The sequence below is a fragment of the Arthrobacter sp. P1_B3 genome, assembly GCF_056406615.1.
This window is the reverse complement of record NZ_JBFTZV010000003.1, coordinates 105,299-121,370: the sequence shown is the minus strand read 5'-3', so window position 1 is coordinate 121,370 and position 16,072 is coordinate 105,299. Positions and strand designations below refer to the sequence as shown.

Genomic DNA, 16,072 nt, shown 5'->3' with positions numbered 1-16,072 from the left:
CCCGTCCCGCCATGCAGGGAGGACTTCCAGTGAGTTTGAGACCCCTCACTCCGCAGGAGCGTTCCGACGCCCTCCGCAAGGCCGCTGCCGCAAGGGCCACCAGGGCCGAGGCAAAGGAGCGCCTCAAAACGGGAGAACTAAGCATCGCCAACGTCATCAGCGCCGCCGAAACCGACGACGCCATTGCCCGCATGAGAATCGTGGAGCTGCTCGAAGCCCTGCCCGGGATCGGCCGGGTCCGGGCGGCGGCCATCATGGACCAGCTTGGCATCGCGCAATCCCGGCGGGTCCGCGGCCTGGGAATCCACCAGCGCCGCGCGCTGGTAGATTTTATTGACGACAAATAGCTCGGTCCGCCGAGCTGCCACCACCGCCCAAAGGAATATGTGACCAAGAAACCGGGACTGACAGTCCTCGCCGGCCCGACGGCTGTTGGCAAAGGCACCGTGTCCACCTATATCCGCGATAACTATCCCGAGGTGTGGCTGTCCGTTTCGGCTACCACCCGGGCTCCGCGGCCCGGGGAAATCGACGGAGTGCACTACTACTTCAAGTCGAAGGAAGAGTTCGAGTCCCTGGTGGCTGCAGGCGAATTGCTCGAATGGGCCGTGGTGCATGGGCAGAACACCTATGGCACCCTGAAGAGCACGGTCAACCAGGCCATCGCCGAGGGTCGGCCGGTGCTGCTGGAAATCGATCTGCAGGGAGCACGCCAAGTACGGCAGGCCGTTCCGGATGCGCAGTTCGTGTTCCTTGCGCCGCCCAGCTGGGACGAATTGGTGCGCCGGCTTGTGGGCCGCGGCACGGAAAGTGCCGAGGAACAGCAGCGGCGGCTGGAAACCGGTAAAGTAGAGCTTGCTGCTGAACCGGAGTTCGACCACACCGTTATTAATGACGACGTTCGCCGGGCAGCGGACGAGCTTGTTTCACTCATGGGGCTGACCCCCCACCCGCGCTAGCCGCGGGAAGCCATCAGCCCGTTAGAATTTGGAGAATTCGTGTCCACGAACCTTGAAGGAATCATCAACCCGCCGATCGACGAGCTGCTGAAGGCCGCCGACTCGAAGTACGGACTGGTGATTTTTGGTGCCAAGCGCGCACGCCAGATCAACGCGTACTACGCCCAGCTGCACGAGGGCCTGTTTGAGTACGTGGGTCCGCTGGTCGACACCAAGCTGAACGAGAAGTCCCTGTCGATCGCGCTGCGCGAGATCAACGAAGGCAAGCTCGTCTCCACGCCGATCGAAGCCACAGAGTAATTCCCTCCGCGGGAAGAGCCAATTAAACAGACTGCCTGTTGACGGAGATCACGTGCGCATAGTCCTCGGAGTCGGGGGAGGGATTGCCGCCTACAAGGTGGCATCGCTCCTCCGGCTTTTTACTGAAGCCGGGCATGACGTCACGGTCATCCCCACCGAGGCGGCCACCCGCTTCGTCGGCGTCGCCACGTGGGAGGCCTTGTCCGGGCACCCGGTGAGCAACAGCGTGTTCGACGCCGTCCACACGGTCAACCATGTCCGGCTCGGCCACGACGCCGAACTGATCGTCGTGGCCCCCGCCACGGCCGATCTCCTGGCCCGCGCGGCCACCGGACAGGCCGATGACCTCCTCACCAACACCCTGCTGATGGCCGGCGACTGCCCGGTGCTCATGGCCCCGGCCATGCACACCGAAATGTGGCAGCACCCCGCCACCGAAGCCAACGTCGAAACCCTGCGCAGCCGCGGCGTCACCGTGCTGGAACCCGCGATTGGCCGCCTGACCGGCGCCGACTCCGGTCCCGGCCGGTTGCCCGAGCCCGAGGCGATCTTCACCGCCGCACTGGCTCTTGCCGGGGCATCTGTTGCTGCGGCAGGGGCACTGGCCGACCCTGCCGCGGAGCAGGACGTGAACGCGGTCCTGGCCGCAGGTCCGTCAGCGGCACAGCCGGTGGTGCCGCCGTTGGCCGGGCTCACTGTGACCATCAGCGCCGGCGGCACCCGGGAACCGCTGGACCCCGTGCGGTTCCTCGGCAACCGCTCCTCGGGCAAGCAGGGCGTGGCTCTGGCCGCAGCCGCCCTCGAAGCCGGCGCCCGCGTCCGCCTGCTGGCCGCCCACATGGAGGTCCCGGCGCCCGCCGGCGTCGAGGTCGTCCAGGTCGAGACTGCCCTGGAACTGCGGAAGGCGGCGCTGCATGCGGCCGCCGACTCCGACGTCGTCATCATGGCCGCCGCCGTCGCGGACTTCCGCCCGGCGGACGTCTCCGGGACCAAGATCAAGAAGCGCGACGACGTCGCCGATCCGGTGATCAACCTGGTGCGCAACCCCGACATCCTGCGGGAAATCGTCGAGGTCCGCGACGCCGCGTCCCGGGATCAGCTGATCGTCGGCTTTGCCGCCGAGACCGGCGACGCCGGGGGCGACGTCCTCGAGTATGCCCGGGACAAGCTGCGCCGGAAGGCCTGTGACCTGCTGGTCGTCAACCAGGTGGGCCGGGACATGGTCTTTGGCGAAGACACGAACTCCGTAGTCATCCTTTCCCGCGACGGCTCCGAACCCCAAGAGGCGTCGGGTTCCAAATCCGACGTCGCCGCCGCCGTGATCGACCGGATCAGCGCCGAGCTGAGCCGGGCTGTACCGCCGGCGTAGCCCGGCGTAACCAACATCTCCTTAGCATGGGGACACACGCCGCCGGACGTCCGATTTCCAACCAGTAAGGTAGTTGAGTGACTTTACCGCTGCACATCCCCGCCTTCCACGGGTCCACGCCCGCCGCGCTCCGGCTCTTCACGTCCGAGTCGGTGACGGAGGGCCACCCCGACAAGATCTGTGATCAGATCAGCGATGCGATCCTTGACGCCCTGCTCGACAAAGACCCCGAGTCCCGGGTTGCCGTGGAGACGCTGGCCACCACCGGGCTGGTCCACGTCGCCGGCGAGGTCACCACGGACGCCTACGTCGAGATCCCGCAGATTGTCCGGGAGACCATCCTGGGCATCGGGTACGATTCTTCGGCCAACGGCTTCGACGGCGCCCGGTGCGGCGTCTCGGTATCCATCGGCCAGCAGTCCAACGACATCGCCGGCGGCGTGTTCAACTCGCTCGAAGCCCGCGAGGGACGCCAGGAGGACGACTACGACCTCCAGGGCGCCGGCGACCAGGGACTCATGTTCGGCTACGCCAGTGACGAGACGCCGTCCTACATGCCCGTGCCGATCTGGCTCGCCCACCGGCTCTCCGAGCGCCTGACCGAGGTCCGCAAGAACGGCGAACTCGCCTACCTGCGCCCGGACGGCAAGACCCAGGTCACGGTGGGCTACGACGTCGACCGTCCGGTCTCGGTCGAGACTGTCGTCATCTCCAGCCAGCACGCCGAAGGCACCAGCCTGGACCGGCTCCGGGCCGACCTCGCCGAGCATGTGGTGGGACCGGTCATGGCGCTGTCCAACCTGGACACCTCACGGACCCGCAACATCCTGAATCCCGCGGGCGCCTTTGTCATTGGCGGCCCCGTGGGCGACGCCGGCCTCACCGGCCGCAAGATCATCGTCGACACCTACGGCGGCATGGCCCGCCACGGTGGCGGCGCGTTCTCCGGCAAGGACCCGTCGAAGGTGGACCGCTCGGCCGCCTATGCCATGCGCTGGGTCGCCAAGAACGTGGTGGCCGCCGGCCTCGCCAAGCGCGCCGAAATCCAGATCGCCTACGCGATCGGACAGGCCCGCCCGGTGGGAACCTACGTTGAGACGTTCGGAACCGAAACCGTGGACCCGGCACGGATCAGCGCCGCGATCGCCGAGATCTTCGACCTGCGCCCCCGGGCCATCATCGACGCCCTCGACCTCAAGCGCCCGATCTACACCAAGACCGCCGCCCACGGGCACTTCGGCCGCGAAGACCCGGACTTCACCTGGGAACGCCTGGACCGGGTGGACGAGCTGAAGGCGTTCTTCAACGCCTGAGTTTAGGCCACGACGTTTGAGCCCGACTCGTCGGCGCGTTTTTGTCAGTCCTGTGTGATGCACTGTAGCCAGGCCACTCTCCAGTGGCCTGGCTACAGTGCATTTGGGAAAACAGTGCATTTGGGAAAACAGTGCATTTGTCGAACGATCCCGAGGGAGGTGCGAGCCGTGAGTCCCAGTCCTGCCGGCGGCGCGCCCGGCGAACCCCAGCAGCTGTCCCTTCTCCAGGGCTTTCCCGCCTCCGCCGCGGAAGCCTCCGGACCCGCCCTCGCTGCGCAGCTGCCGGTGGCGCGGGTGCTGATCGAATCCTCGCTGCCACACCTGGACCGGCCCTTCGATTACAGCGTGCCTGCCGCCCTCGACGCCGAGGCCGTGCCCGGCGTCCGGGTCAAGGTCAAGTTCAACGGGCAGGAGCTGGCCGGATACCTGCTGGAGCGCACGGCCGGGTCCGACGCCGGACACCCCCTCGTGCCGCTGCACAAAGTGCTCTCTCCCGTCCCAGTCCTGACCCCTGCGGTGGCCGAGCTCGCCGGCCGGATCGCCTCGCGTTACGCCGGAACGGTCAGCGACGTCCTGCGCGTTGCCGTGCCGCCCCGCATGGCCAAACTCGAAAGGGAATTCGCCCCGGACGGCCGGCTCGACCCCGCGCTTTTCGGTACTGAGATGTTCGGTCTTGCGACCGACGTGTCGCTTCCGCCCCCGGCCGCTGGCAGCGTCTGGGCCACGTACCGCAACGGTCCGGCGTTCCTCGCCCACCTCGCCGCGGGGGAGTCGCCCCGGGCCGTGCTGACCGCCCTCCAGGGGTACGGGCACGGCGGCTGGCCGCGGATGATCGCGGAAGCGGTGGCCGCGGTCCGGATCTCCGGCCGCGGCGCCGTCGTTGTGGTGCCCGACTACCGGGACCTCGACCGCGTGGAGTCTGCCCTGCTGGAACTCCTCCCTGCCGGCGACGTCGCCCGGCTCACCGCGGACGACGGCCAGACGCCGCGCTACCGCAGTTTCCTGCGCGTCCTCAGCGGCGCGGCCGGGGTCGCCGTGGGCACACGGTCCGCGGCCTACGCGCCGGTGCCGAACCTCGGGCTCGTGGTCTGCTGGGACGACGGCGACGACCTCCACATCGAGCAGCGCTCCCCGTACGCGCACTCCCGCGAAGTCCTCCTGCTCCGCGCGGGCCAGGAGGGGGCCGCGTGCCTGCTCGCGGCCCATTCACGCAGCACCGAAACGGAGCGGCTGGTCGCCTCCGGCTGGGCCCAGGCCGTGGAAGCGGAGCGGACCGTCCTCCGCCGGACGGTCCCGCGCGTCCTGAACACGGCCGACAGCTATGAACTCGAACATGACCCGCTTGCCCGCGTCGCCCGCCTCCCCGCGGCGGCCTGGCGGGCCGCCAAGGAGGGCCTGGAACGCGGTCCGGTCCTGGTCCAGGTGGCCCGCGCCGGCTACGCTCCCTCGCTGGTGTGCGAAACCTGCCGGGAACCGGCGCGCTGCACCGCCTGCAGCGGGCCCCTGGCGATTGCCGGCCCGGGCGGGAGCAGCGCCGTGCCGCAATGCCGCTGGTGCTCGTCCCCGGCCCCGGCATGGCGGTGCGGCACGTGCAACGGTGCCAGGCTCCGGCGTGGCGCCACGGGAGCCCTGCGCACGGCGGAGGAGCTGGGCCGGGCGTTTCCGGGAAAACCGGTCATCACCTCCTCCGGAGACCAGATCAAGGCCACCGTTCCGGAGACGAAAGCCCTCGTGGTTGCCACCGTCGGTGCCGAGCCGGTCGCCACCGGCGGGTACGCCGCGGCCCTGCTGCTCGACGGCGACTCGCTGCTGCGCCGGGAAAACCTGAGGGCGGGGGAGGACGCAGTCCGCCGCTGGTTCAACGCGGCGGCCCTGGTGCGGCCGGCACCCGACGGCGGCCTGGTGGTCATTACCGCCGACGACGCCGCCGGGGTTGGTGCCCTGCTGCGGTGGGATCCGGCCGGGTACGCCAGCCGGGAACTGGCACTGCGGCAGGAGCTGCAGCTGCCGCCCGCCGTGCGGGTAGCCTCCGTCACCGGCGGCAGGACCGCCGTCGGACATTTCACGGAGGCCATCCAGCAGCGGCTGGCGGCGCAGGGAACCGTCCTCCGGACGGCCGGGCCCGCGCCCCTCATCCTGCCGGCGGCCGCGGGGGCCGGCCGCACGCCGCCGCGGGATTCTGCGCCGCGGGATTCCGGCGGGGAGGTCCGGACCCTGCTGTTCATCCCCTACGCCCAGGCCGCGGACGCCACGGCGGTCATGCGGGCCGTCAAGGCAGCAGCCGCAGCCAAGCGCAGCGACGACCCGGTGCAGCTGCGCCTGGACGGCGTGGACGTCCTCTAGAATTCCGCTGYGTTCCTGCGTTCCTGCGTTCCTGCGTTCCTGCGTTGCTGCGTTCCTGCGTTGCTGCGTTCCTGCGTTCCTGCGTTGCTGCGTTCCTGCGTTCCTGGGTTCCTGCGTTGCTGCGTTGCTGCGTTCCTGGGTTCCTGCGTTGCTGCGTTGCTGCGTTCCTGCGTCTCTGCGTCCTTGCGTCCTCCTTGATGCCGAGGATACGGAAGCTGGGTCTGCATCATAAGAACACTCGCTATTTCGACGTGTCGCCAACGGCCATTCGCCACAGCTGGCCGGAATGGCGGCTCCCATTGCGGCCCTCTGCGGCAAATGGGTGCTCCTCGACGCGCTGCCCCCGGCGTCATCCCGGCCTCGATGCGGGTGCGGCGCGGAGTGGCCCTCCGCGCCGGCGACTGACAGCCGTCCCGGCTATTTCCGGTTGCGAGGGCGGCCCCGGAGCGCGACGGCCTCTTCGGCGACGGCCACGAGCCGCCGTGCCGACTCGTCCCAGCTGAAGTCGCCGGCCCGCTCCACTGAGCGGCTTGAACGGGCCTTCCACAGTGCGGGGTCTTCGAGCTCGCGCACTGCCTCGGCAAACTCCGACGGCGAGTCGGGATGCACGTAGCTGACGGCGTCGTCGCCGACTTCCCGGAAGATCGGGATGTCGCTGGCGATCACAGGCGTGCCGTGCGACATGGCCTCGACGAGCGGCAGGCCATAGCCCTCGGCCCGGGACAGGCTGATCAGGGCGGTGGTGCGCGCCAGGAGGGCCTCGTACTCGGCGTCGGTCACGCCGTTGTGGAAGACGATGTTTGCGCCCTGCGGGGCCAGCGCCTCGAGCTCGGCCCGCCGCTCCGGGGTGATGCGGCTGAGCAGGTGGAGGGTCATGTCCGGGAGTTCCGCCATGCCGCGGACCATGGTTTCCACGTTCTTGTAGGGCATGAACGAACCCATGTAGAGCAGCGTCTTGTCGGCCCCCGCCCCGGGGTCGCGCGGTGTGTGGCCGTGCTGGGGGGCGTTGCCGACAATCCTGACGGGACGCCGGGTGAGCCGGTACTTCGATATCAGGGCCGCCGTGGTGGAGCTGATGGTTGCCACGATGTCCGCCCTGTTCAGCAGGACCCGCTGGGGCCAGAAGGCCTTGTGGTAGAGGCGCCACAGGATCCGGACGGGGGCTGGCAGGAACCCGGGTGGGGCGGGGTGCTCGTAGTAGATGAGGTCGTGCAGGGTCAGCACCAGGGCGTACTTCCGGCCCCAGCTGCCCATGGTCTGCATGGGGCACACCACCACGTCCGCGCCGAGCTTGTTGACCCTTGCGGCCACGAAGAGCTCGGCCGGGGACAGCGGGCTGTTGATCACGGTGTACGGGACATCGGGCAGGAGCGCGAGCTGGCGGGGGTCGCTGATCAGCATCGAGACGTCGGCGATCTTGGCGGCCGCCGCGATCAGGCTGGCGCCGTAGCGGCTGATGCCGTCGTGCTGGTCCAGCCGGGTGAAGCGGGCATCAATGAGAATCTTCATGCGGCGTGGTCCTTTAGGAAGCGTCGGATGTAGCGGGCTGCCGGTTCAGGGGTTTCGTAGTGGATCAGGTGCCCGACGCCGGGAATGACTTCCAGCTTCCCGTCCGGAAGCCGCGCCGCGAGTTTGTGCTGGTCCGCCAGCATGGCGATCTCGTCCTTCTCTCCCGCGATCAGCAGCACGGGCAACGTCAGTTCGCTGGCCACCTCACTGACGTTGCTGCCGACCGAGGCCTTGAAGGCCTCAAGCAGGCTGTCGCGGTCCGCGAACGAAGAGAAGTAGGCGCTGTGCTGGGCGTGCACGAACCGGCGGATGTCCTTGTCCCCGGTCTTGGCCATGGTCACGCTCATCACCCGCACGATCGCCTGGCTGCGCAGCAGGGCCAGTCCGGGCCGCTGGGGAAGGCGCGCCGCAGCCTCGTAGTACAGCACGGCAAGCTTCGTCATCAGGCCCTTGGGCCCTTCAAGGGCGGGCGCCGCGATGGGATTGACCAGGATCAGTTCGGCCACGGCGCCGGGATTGGCTGCCACGAAGTGGCTGGCGATGATCGACCCGAATGAATGTCCCAGCAGGACCGTATCCGCTCCCAGGCCCAGCGCGGCCATGAAATCGCCGAGGAAACTGCCGTAGGCACGAACGCTGTGCCCGGTCCCCTCGAAGGCTGCCGAGCTGCCGAAGCCCGGCAGGTCCGGCATGATCAGGCGCATGTCCGTCAGCTGGTCCGCTACCCGGAGCAGGCCGTGGTGGTCGCCGCGGAAACCGTGTACCACCAGGATGGTGCGGGTCTCCGGGGTGACGCGGACGGGTTCGTAGACCCAGTACGCGATCCGGGCGCCGTCAACCTCGACGGACGCGGCACGGGTGCGGGCGTCAAGTCCGCCGCTGAACAGGGGCGTGCGTGAGGACCCGGTATCCACTTGTTCCATTGGTTCGAATCCTATGCGACGTTGTCGGGGTGGGAGCCGGTCCGGAATCCGCGTTCGAGGCCGCCGATCTCCGACATGTCCAGCGGGGTGAGCTCAAAGTCGAAAACCTCAAAGTTTTCGCGGATCCGCCCGGACGAGCTGGCCTTGGGGATGGCGATGTTGCCAAGTTGCAGGTGCCAGCGGAGGATGATCTGCGCCGGGGTGCGGTCGTGTTCGGCGGCGAGGGCCAGGATCACGGGGTCCTTCAGCACCTGGCCGCGGCCCAGGGGGCTCCACGCCTCAGTACGGATGTCGAGGACCTCGTGCTGTTCCCGCAGTTCGTCCTGCTGCAGCCAGGGATGAAGCTCGATCTGGTTCACGGCGGGTACCACCTCCGCTGTCTGCAGGAGCCGGTCCAGGTGCTGCGGCTGGAAGTTGCAGACGCCGATCGCCCGGACCTTGCCCTCGCGGTACAGCGTCTCCAGGGCCCGGTATGTTTCCGGGAACAGGCCACGGCGCGCGCACGGCCAATGGATCAGGTAGAGGTCGATGTATTCCAGGCCGAGGTTGGAGATGGAGGTGTCGAACGCCCGCATCGTGGCGTCGTAGCCGTGGTCGTCGTTCCAGACCTTCGTGGTGACGAAGAGGTCCTGGCGGGAAACGTAGGGGGCGGTTTCCCCGGGGCCTCCGCCCGTGCCCTCAAATCCGGACAGGGCACCGATTCCCTTGCCGACGCCGGTCTCGTTGCCGTACATGGCGGCGGTGTCGAAGTGCCGGTAGCCGGCCTCGACCGCCATGGTCACCAGGCTGGCGGCGTCGGCCGGGGGGACCTTGTACAGCCCGAATCCCAGCCGGTCGATCAATACGCCGTTGTTCAGGGTCAGCTGGGAGGAGAGTTTCATGACAATGACTTTACCTACTGGCGCTGGCGAGCGACGGACCGCGGGTGCCGGCGGCCGCATCGGTCGCCGCGCACCGCGGCCGCTCAGGACAGTCCGTCGAACCGGACGAGCCGGCGGGCGCTGGCCTCATCCAGGATCAGGTCGGTGGCCAGTCCTGCTGCCAGGGCGCCCCGGAGCCCGTTGATTTTGGAGGCTCCGGACACCACGCAGATGCGGCGCCGCACCTGGCGGAGCTGGGCCAGGTCCGGGCCGGTGGACCGCTTGTTGAGCGTGATGCCGTCCGAGGACCCGTCAGCGCGGAAGAAAACCGTGGCAACATCACCCACCACATCGGAGTTCGCGAGGACGCTCAAGTCGTCTTCATCGAGGTAGCCGCCGGCGTAGACGTGGCTGGGATAGTCGGCGTCGACCGATCCGACACCAAAGATCGCGATGCTCATCCGGGCCTGCAGCTCCAGGATCCGCTGAACACTGCGCTCATTCCACATGGCCGTTTTGGTCGCGGCGTGGTCGAAGAAGGCCGGCACGGGAAACTGTTCCACCCGTGCACCGTAGGCGCTGCCGAACCGTCGCATGATGTCGGAGGCGTAGGTGATGCCGGTGGTCTGCATGTTGCCGGCGCCGTTGAGCTGGACGATAACGCTGTCGTGGGTGATCTTGCGGGTCAGGTGCCGGCTCACGGCGCTCAGGGTGGAGCCCCACGCGACGCCGATGATGGCGTTGGAGTCCACCAGCGGTCCGATCGTCCGGGCGGCCTGCATGGCCACCCGGTCCAGTGTTTCCGCCTCATTGAGGGTGTCCACCACCGGAACAACATGTACATCCACCTTGTATTCGGCGCGAATCATTCCCTCGAGTTCGGGCCCGGTGTCCAGCGGGCTGCGGATCTGGATCTGCACCAGACCCGAATCGCGTGCCGCCGCCAACAGCCGCGAAACCGTGGACCGGGACGTCCGGAGCTCGCGGGCAATGGCGTCCATGGTCAGGTCCTGGAGGTAATACAGCTGGGCCGCGCGGAGGGCGTCGGACTGGCGTGAATGCGTCATGAAATTTCCCGTCTGCACGTTTGTGCATAGTGCTTGACTCCATTTTCCATTAGTCCAAAGAATAGTGTTGAACGGCGCCGCGCCACGGGCGTGCCGCACAGAACCAAACCCAAGGGAGCAGTTTTGGGACAGAAGGACTCAGTCGGCACAGCGGCGAACGATCGCGCCTCGGTGCAGAAGCTGCGGACGCGGCGGCACGCGCAGGTTTTGATCATCGGCGGCGGCATCAACGGGGTGGGCACGTTCCGTGACCTGGCGCTGCAGGGCGTCGACGTGGCGCTCGTTGAGCGCGGCGATTACTGCCAGGGAGCCAGTGGCGCCTCCTCCCACATGATCCACGGCGGCATTCGGTACCTCGAAAACGGCGAGTTCCGCCTCGTCCAGGAGTCCGTGGTCGAACGCAACAGGCTCCTGCGGATCGCACCGCACTACGTCAAACCGCTGCAGACCACGATCCCGATCTTCAGCACCTTCTCCGGAGTCCTGGCCGCCCCGATGCGCTTCCTCACCCACAAGCAGGGCAAGCACACCGAGCGCGGAGCGTTCCTGATCAAGCTCGGCCTCAGCATGTACGACTTCTTCTCCCGCGACGGCGGCACGGTTCCGCGCCACCAGTTCCGCGGACGCAAGCGCGCCCTCGCCGAGCTGCCCCGCTTGCACCCCGGGATCAAATACGCGGCCACCTACTTTGACGCCTCGGTCCACAACCCCGAGCGCCTCACCCTGGATGTGCTCCAGGACGGCGAGAAGGCCGGCGGCGGCATGGCCCGGGCCAGCAACTACGTCTCGTTCCTCTCGCCGGGTAACGCGGGCGCCGCCACAAGCGGGACCGGCACCACCGGAACCGGAACCACAGTCCAGTTGCGCGACGAGCAGACCGGCGAAGTGTTCGATTTCACCGCCGACGTCATCGTGAACACCACCGGCGCCTGGGTCGACCTGACCAACGAGGCGATGGGGGCGGCGTCGTCGTTCATGGGCGGAACCAAAGGTTCGCACATCGTGCTGGACCATCCGGAGCTGCTCGCGGCGTGCAACGGCCGGGAAATCTTCTTCGAACACACCGACGGCCGGATCGTGCTGATCTATCCGATGGGGGACCGCGTCCTGGTCGGCACCACCGACGTCGACGCCGACATGGCCCAGGACGCCGTCTGCACCGAGGCGGAAATCGACTACTTCTTTGACCTGATCGGCCACGTGTTCCCGGGCATCCCCGTGGACCGGGAACAGATTGTCTACACGTTCTCCGGTGTGCGCCCGCTTCCGAGGCATGACGCCACCCAGCCCGGGTTCGTCAGCCGGGACTACCGGATCGAACGCCGTGCGGCGGCGGGCGGGGCCGTCCTCAGCCTCGTGGGCGGCAAGTGGACCACGTTCCGGGCCCTCGCCGAGCACCTGAGCAACGACGTCCTGGCCGAACTCGGCATGGAACGGAAGGTCTCGACGGCGAAGCTCGCCATCGGCGGCGGCGCCGGGTTCCCTGACAGCGAGGACGGCATCCAGCGCTGGATCAAGGCCCACATGTCGGCCGGCCGCGACGCCGCCCGCGTTACCGGGCTGCTGACCCGCTACGGGACCCGCGCCGAGGAAGTCATCCGTTTCCTGGATGCGGACCGGGCAGGTGCGCTGGACAGGCTGCTGCACTCAACACGCGAACTCAGCACGCGTGAATTGGAGTTCATGGCGGCGCACGAGCAGGTCGGACACCTCGTGGACGTCCTCATCCGCCGCACCTCGTTGGCCTTCCGGGGACTCGTGACCGGGGAACTGCTGAACGAAGTTGCCGATATACTTTCGGGCCCGCTCGGCTGGGACGCGGCTCGCCGGGCCAAGGAGATCAGCCACACGCAGGAGGTGCTTCAGCGGTTCCACCGCGTCCAGGTCCACAGCCTGGTCGCCTGATACAGCTTGCGTGCCCGGGCAGGGAAGCCCGGGTGCAAGCACTGCGCGGTCCGCCCCGGCGGCCGGCGCAGTGGCTGGTCGGCAGCACCAACATGCTGCCGGCTCCACGGCCATTCAAACTCGCGAAGGGCCGACAACAGAAAATAGAGGAGTCAAAGATGTCTCTTGGAATAGTATTCCTGTCCGAAGTATTCGGAACCGCAATGCTGACCCTGCTGGGTTGCGGCGTTGTGGCCAACGTTGTGCTCAAAAGCACCAAGGGCAACAACGGCGGGTTCCTGATGGTGACCTGGGGGTGGGGCCTTGCCGTCTTCTCCGGTGTCTATGTTGCTTCCATCTCAGGTGCGCACCTGAACCCCGCGGTCACCCTTGGTCTGCTGCTCAACGGCAAGAGGTTGTACGCTCCCGGCGTTCCGGTTGACTTCGCCTCGACCCTGACGTACTTCGGCGGTGAACTGACCGGTGCCTTCCTGGGTGCCGTCGTCATGTGGGTGGCCTACCGGCAGCACTTTGACGTCGAGTCCGAGCCCGCCGGCAAGCTGGCCGTTTTCTCCACCGGCCCCGCGATCCGCTCCTATCCGTGGAACCTGGCCACCGAGATCATCGGCACCTTTGTCCTCGTGTTCGTCATCCTGACCTTCGGCGGGACACCTTCCGGGCTCGGCCCGCTGGCGGTCGCCCTGCTGGTTGTCGGCATTGGTGTTTCCCTCGGTGGTCCCACCGGGTACGCCATCAACCCGGCTCGTGACCTGGGCCCCCGCGTTGCGCACGCCCTGCTCCCCATCAAGGGCAAGGGGTCCTCCGACTGGAGCTACTCCTGGATCCCGGTCGTGGGACCCCTGATCGGTGGAGGCCTTGCCGGACTTGTGGCAGCCGTCGTGCCGATCATCCCCCCTGTACTCCCGCTCTAACCATTAGTTCAACTGCCACGCTAAAAAGACAAGGACGTCAATATGAACCAGTACGTAGTCGCCATCGACCAGGGCACCACGAGCACCCGAGCCATCGTGTTCGACCACAGCGGCAGCATCGTCTCCTCCGGCCAGATGGAGCATGAGCAGATCTTCCCCCAGCCCGGCTGGGTGGAGCACAACCCCGCTGAAATCTGGAACAACACCCGCGAAGTGATCGGCTCGGCCCTGTCCAAGGCGAACCTGACCCGGCACGACATCGCCGCCGTCGGCATCACCAACCAGCGCGAAACGGCGGTGGTGTGGGACAAGACCACCGGCGAGGCGATCTACAACGCCATCGTGTGGCAGGACACCCGCACCCAGCCGATCGTGGACGAACTCGCGAAGGACGGCGGCGTAGAACGCTTCAAGCAGAAGGTGGGCCTGCCACTGGCGACCTACTTCTCGGGCACCAAGATCAAGTGGATCCTTGACAACGTCGATGGTGCCCGGGCCAAGGCGGAGGCCGGCGACCTCGTCTTCGGCAACACCGACTGCTGGGTGCTCTGGAACCTGACCGGCGGGACCGACGGCGGAGTGCACGTCACCGACGTGACCAACGCCTCACGGACCATGTTCATGGACCTTGAGACGCTGTCATGGGACCAGGAGATTCTGGACGCGTTCGGCGTCCCGGCCTCCATGATGCCGGCTATCAAGTCCTCCTCCGAGGTCTACGGCACGGTGCACACCTCCCAGTTGCTGCGCGAGGTTCCTGTGGCCGGCATCCTGGGCGACCAGCAGGCGGCCACGTTCGGGCAGGCGGCGTTCGATGCCGGGGAAGCCAAGAACACCTACGGCACGGGCTGCTTCCTGATCTTCAACACGGCCGAGGAGATTATCCATTCCAAGAACGGGCTGCTGACCACCGTCGGCTACAAGCTCGGCGACGCGGCGCCGCACTACGCGCTGGAGGGCTCCATTGCCGTCACCGGTTCCTTGATCCAGTGGCTGCGGGACAACCTCGGCATGATCAGCAGCGCCCCGGAGGTCGAGACCCTCGCGGCCTCGGTTGAGGACAACGGCGGCGTGTACATTGTGCCGGCGTTCTCCGGCCTCTTTGCGCCGTACTGGCGCTCGGACGCCCGCGGCACCATTGTGGGCCTGACCCGATTTGTTACCAAGGCCCATATCGCCCGCGCGGCGCTGGAGGCCACCGCCTTCCAGACCCGTGAGGTCCTCGACGCCGTCAACGCCGACTCCGGCGTCCCGCTGACGGAGCTGAAGGTCGACGGCGGCATGGTCGCCAACGATGCCCTCATGCAGTTCCAGGCGGACATCCTCGGCGTGCCGGTCATTCGTCCGAAGGTGGTCGAGACGACCGCGCTGGGCGCAGCCTACGCGGCCGGCCTGGCGGTCGGATTCTGGAAGGACCTGGGCGAGTGCTCGGCCAACTGGGCCGAGGACAAGCGGTGGGAGCCGCAAATGGATCAGGCCGAGCGGGAACGCCAGATGCGCCTCTGGAAGAAGGCCGTCACCAAGTCCATGGACTGGGTTGACGACGACGTCCGGTAGGGGCGCACCCTGACCCGCCGACCGGGCACGGCTTCGGCGGACAATGAAGAGCTCCGGCCAGGGAAACCTAGCCGGAGCTCTTCGCTTTCCCGCGTCCGCCTCGTCCCTCAGGACACGGGCCGCGTTGACGTGGTGGTCACGACAGCACGCGGCGTCTTGGCGTAGACGTCCTTACTGACTGTGTAGCCCCTGCTGTCGAGCTCCAGGGCACGTTTGTTGATGAGAGCCAGTTCCGTGGTGTTCAGCTTCCTGATTTTGACCAGATCCATGAACTCCTGGTCCTCGCCGCCGACGGCCGTCACTTTGATGAGCCCGGTCCCGGCTGAGTAGAACTTGCGCTGGTGGCCCGCGCTCGGCGGATCCAGCGGGTTGAACTCATCGATCACCATGACATCGTTGTAGCAGCCCGTGGGGACACACACGCGCAGGTGCTTGTACTTGACGTCACCGCAGTCCAGGAAGTCCACGCTGGGGGCGTAGGCCTGGACGTAGGCAGGGGTATTCCGGTGCGGCTCGGCCTGCATCGCGATGCCGGCCTGGGCCTTGTCGATGCCGCTGATGAACGTGCTGGGCGCGCCGACAAGCTTGCCGTTTTCGTACTCCTCCGGATACTCGCCGAAGAGCCAGACCGTCCCCTTCGTCGTCTGGGCGAAGAAGGCGAGCTCGGACTCCACCAGTACGCCGTCGGAGTAGTCCCGGTCCCAAATCGCGATCGTCTTGACCCCGTCGATCACTTTGGTCAGACCCGTGACGGTGCTGACCACCTTGCGGGTGGTCGTTCCGTCCGGGGAGACTACCTTGCCGACGGTGGTGGACTGCATGCCGGGCTTAAGCGTCAGCCACTGGTTGTTGATCAGTGGCTTGGCCGGGAAGGCAGAGCGGTTGAAGGACAGCGCCGAGCCGGGGCCGCACAGTTCCTGAGAACTGGTGGCCGCCGGCGCGGCCGCCGATGCAGCGGTGGCCGCGGTCAGTGACGCCACCACCAGCAAGAGCGCGGAGCCGTAGGCGGTAAATCTCTTTGATCGTGGAGTCATCTGACTGGCCTCTCAGTAGGTG

At 67.3% G+C, this 16,072-nt stretch carries 14 protein-coding genes; 9 read left to right on the top strand and 5 right to left on the bottom strand.

Going from position 1 to position 16,072, the window contains the following annotated elements:
* Positions 1-29: 29 nt before the first annotated feature.
* The 6 genes from mihF (at position 30) to AC1D2F_RS04935 (ending at position 6,284) form a co-directional block, all read left to right on the top strand.
* The gene (gene mihF / locus AC1D2F_RS04960) at positions 30-347 is read left to right on the top strand and encodes an integration host factor, actinobacterial type (protein WP_229994568.1); all 318 of its coding nucleotides are present in this window, start codon (positions 30-32) and stop codon (positions 345-347) included.
* A 39-nt stretch (positions 348-386) separates the two neighbouring features.
* Positions 387-959: a guanylate kinase gene (gene gmk, locus AC1D2F_RS04955; protein WP_229994567.1), complete on the top strand. Its 573-nt coding sequence runs from the start codon at positions 387-389 to the stop codon at positions 957-959.
* A gap of 39 nt (positions 960-998) precedes the next feature.
* On the top strand, positions 999-1,259 hold the full coding sequence (gene rpoZ / locus AC1D2F_RS04950) for a DNA-directed RNA polymerase subunit omega (RefSeq protein WP_229994566.1): 261 nt from the start codon (positions 999-1,001) through the stop codon (positions 1,257-1,259).
* Positions 1,260-1,311: 52 nt separating this feature from the next.
* Entirely contained in the window at positions 1,312-2,628 is a 1,317-nt protein-coding gene (locus tag AC1D2F_RS04945; RefSeq protein ID WP_476966320.1) for a bifunctional phosphopantothenoylcysteine decarboxylase/phosphopantothenate synthase, read from the top strand.
* Positions 2,629-2,705: 77 nt separating this feature from the next.
* Entirely contained in the window at positions 2,706-3,941 is a 1,236-nt protein-coding gene (gene metK / locus AC1D2F_RS04940; protein ID WP_229994564.1) for a methionine adenosyltransferase, read from the top strand.
* A gap of 168 nt (positions 3,942-4,109) precedes the next feature.
* Complete coding sequence (locus AC1D2F_RS04935) at positions 4,110-6,284, top strand: primosomal protein N' (RefSeq protein WP_476966319.1); 2,175 nt, start codon at positions 4,110-4,112, stop codon at positions 6,282-6,284.
* Between the two features lie 417 nt (positions 6,285-6,701).
* Here the strand turns inward: AC1D2F_RS04935 and AC1D2F_RS04930 are convergent, their stop codons facing one another.
* The 4 genes from AC1D2F_RS04930 to AC1D2F_RS04915 all read right to left on the bottom strand — a co-directional run bounded on the left by AC1D2F_RS04930 (position 6,702) and on the right by AC1D2F_RS04915 (position 10,643).
* Positions 6,702-7,793 (bottom strand): glycosyltransferase family 4 protein, encoded by a 1,092-nt coding sequence (locus tag AC1D2F_RS04930; RefSeq protein ID WP_476966318.1) that lies wholly within the window; start codon positions 7,791-7,793, stop codon positions 6,702-6,704.
* Entirely contained in the window at positions 7,790-8,716 is a 927-nt protein-coding gene (locus tag AC1D2F_RS04925) for an alpha/beta fold hydrolase (RefSeq protein ID WP_229995424.1), read from the bottom strand. The genes AC1D2F_RS04930 and AC1D2F_RS04925 overlap by 4 nt, the downstream gene beginning before the upstream one ends.
* 11 nt (positions 8,717-8,727) lie before the next feature.
* Positions 8,728-9,597 (bottom strand): aldo/keto reductase, encoded by an 870-nt coding sequence (locus tag AC1D2F_RS04920; protein WP_476966317.1) that lies wholly within the window; start codon positions 9,595-9,597, stop codon positions 8,728-8,730.
* 83 nt (positions 9,598-9,680) lie between these two features.
* On the bottom strand, positions 9,681-10,643 hold the full coding sequence (locus AC1D2F_RS04915) for a sugar-binding transcriptional regulator (RefSeq protein ID WP_229995423.1): 963 nt from the start codon (positions 10,641-10,643) through the stop codon (positions 9,681-9,683).
* Positions 10,644-10,766: 123 nt separating this feature from the next.
* On the opposite strand from AC1D2F_RS04915, the gene AC1D2F_RS04910 reads away from it, so the two are divergent.
* The 3 genes from AC1D2F_RS04910 to glpK all read left to right on the top strand — a co-directional run bounded on the left by AC1D2F_RS04910 (position 10,767) and on the right by glpK (position 15,016).
* On the top strand, positions 10,767-12,548 hold the full coding sequence (locus AC1D2F_RS04910; RefSeq protein ID WP_476966316.1) for a glycerol-3-phosphate dehydrogenase/oxidase: 1,782 nt from the start codon (positions 10,767-10,769) through the stop codon (positions 12,546-12,548).
* Positions 12,549-12,706: 158 nt separating this feature from the next.
* Complete coding sequence (locus AC1D2F_RS04905; RefSeq protein ID WP_229995422.1) at positions 12,707-13,459, top strand: MIP/aquaporin family protein; 753 nt, start codon at positions 12,707-12,709, stop codon at positions 13,457-13,459.
* Positions 13,460-13,501: 42 nt separating this feature from the next.
* Positions 13,502-15,016 carry a glycerol kinase GlpK gene (glpK, locus tag AC1D2F_RS04900; protein ID WP_229995421.1) on the top strand — a complete coding sequence of 505 codons (1,515 nt, stop codon included), beginning with the start codon at positions 13,502-13,504 and terminating at the stop codon, positions 15,014-15,016.
* Between the two features lie 107 nt (positions 15,017-15,123).
* On the opposite strand, the gene AC1D2F_RS04895 is transcribed toward glpK, so the two are convergent.
* Entirely contained in the window at positions 15,124-16,050 is a 927-nt protein-coding gene (locus AC1D2F_RS04895; protein WP_364743537.1) for a hypothetical protein, read from the bottom strand.
* Positions 16,051-16,072: the final 22 nt, after the last annotated feature.

Coding starts and splice junctions, on each gene's coding strand:
- AC1D2F_RS04930 (WP_476966318.1), bottom strand. CDS start 7,793: ATGAAGATTCTCATTGATGCCCGCTTCACCCGGCTGGACCAGCACGAC.
- AC1D2F_RS04925 (WP_229995424.1), bottom strand. CDS start 8,716: ATGGAACAAGTGGATACCGGGTCCTCACGCACGCCCCTGTTCAGCGGC.
- AC1D2F_RS04920 (WP_476966317.1), bottom strand. CDS start 9,597: ATGAAACTCTCCTCCCAGCTGACCCTGAACAACGGCGTATTGATCGAC.
- AC1D2F_RS04915 (WP_229995423.1), bottom strand. CDS start 10,643: ATGACGCATTCACGCCAGTCCGACGCCCTCCGCGCGGCCCAGCTGTAT.
- AC1D2F_RS04905 (WP_229995422.1), top strand. CDS start 12,707: ATGTCTCTTGGAATAGTATTCCTGTCCGAAGTATTCGGAACCGCAATG.
- glpK (WP_229995421.1), top strand. CDS start 13,502: ATGAACCAGTACGTAGTCGCCATCGACCAGGGCACCACGAGCACCCGA.
- AC1D2F_RS04895 (WP_364743537.1), bottom strand. CDS start 16,050: ATGACTCCACGATCAAAGAGATTTACCGCCTACGGCTCCGCGCTCTTG.